Below are 1,459 nucleotides of genomic sequence, written 5' to 3' on the forward strand. Positions count from 1 at the left end.
CACCATCAACCCGGCTCGTGACCGCTGAAGTCAGCACCACACGTTCACAGTCGGTGGATCAGGGCTCAGTCAGGGTCGGCACCCGGCCCTGCTTCACCTGGCACCTGAACTGCACCGCGTTGCTACTATCGTGCATAGGTGATCATGCGAGTCGTAGGCCAAGGCCGCGGAAGGAACTGAGCGAGTGAAGCTTCGCGTCATCGTCGGTGCGCTGACCGCGCTAGCGATAGCCGTCATCCTTGGCATCCCCACCGGCATCATCGAAACACCGTTCTACACGCGCATGACGCCGGTTCTGTGGTGGAACTACCCGGTGTGGGCCACGTCATCTGCCCTCACCGGCGCTCTTGCCGCGACCTACGTCAGACAACCCGCCGAGATGACACAGATGACGCAAGGCGGCAAGACCTTCCTGGGGAACATGTTGTCCCTCTTCGCGATCGGCTGCCCGATCTGCAACAAGCTGGTGGTCATGTCGCTCGGCGTCAGCGGAGCTCTGACCTGGTTCGCGCCGGCTCAGCCCTTCCTGGCCGTCGGGTCCTTGGCCCTACTGGGCTACGCCCTCTGGCAACGCGTGCAACGGGCACGTGCGTGCCGAGTCAGCGTGCCGCACCACCCGGTGAACCGGGAAGGCCACATTGAGGCCGAGCCGACGCCCAGGTGACCCGATCGCCGCGGCGCGACCAGACAGCACAAGCCCGCGCAGCCGGCTCAAGCTTCGTCTGGATCGTAATCAAACTCCGAACCCCGGCGAACCCGCTGACCACCCAGCTAAAGGAGCCACGAAGTGCCCGTTATGTCAGCGATAGAAGGCGCCTTCTGCCGCAGCGCGCCCTGGCAGTATATGGCGCGTCGCTACGTCCTGCCGTGGGCAACGAACGGGATCGAGCTCAGCGGAGACGTCTTGGAGATCGGCGGCGGCAGTGGCGCCATGGCCGTAGGGGTCGCCAAGACCTACCCACAGGTCAGGCTCACCATGACCGACCTCGACGACGACATGGTCGCCACCGCCACCAAGGAACTGGCATCCCACACGCGGGTGACGGTCGAACGAGCGGACGTCACCGCGCTGACCTACGCCACTGCATCCTTCGACGCCGTCACCTCCTATCTCATGCTGCACCACGTCATCGAATGGCGTCCCGCCCTGAGAGAAGTCGCCCGCGTACTCAAACCGGGTGGAAGGTTCCTCGGCTACGACCTCACCACCACCCGGGTCGCACGGTGGGTCCACGCGGTCGACCGGTCACCCCACCTGCTTATCGCCCCCCACGAACTCACCGACGCGCTCACCACACTCGGATTCACCGAGATCGCCGTCGAGACATCCGCCGCGGGACACTTGATGCGATTCCGGGCCCTCAAGCCGACCGGCTAACGCCGACCCCTGTCGAGCAATAGTCAATACCTGTGGACGGCGTGTTCACGCGACCTGCTGCTCACCTCCTGATTCGTCGGC

At 64.6% G+C, this 1,459-nt stretch carries 2 protein-coding genes; both read left to right on the forward strand.

The genetic code is table 11. From position 1 onward, the window contains the following. The first annotated feature begins 184 nt into the window (after positions 1-184). Positions 185-664 (forward strand): hypothetical protein, encoded by a 480-nt coding sequence (locus tag ACYVKX_RS04665; protein ID WP_460829462.1) that lies wholly within the window; start codon positions 185-187, stop codon positions 662-664. A gap of 180 nt (positions 665-844) precedes the next feature. Next, positions 845-1,378: a class I SAM-dependent methyltransferase gene (locus ACYVKX_RS04670; protein ID WP_460829464.1), complete on the forward strand. Its 534-nt coding sequence runs from the start codon at positions 845-847 to the stop codon at positions 1,376-1,378. Positions 1,379-1,459 lie beyond the last annotated feature (81 nt).

The organism is Nocardioides hungaricus (genome assembly GCF_054782915.1).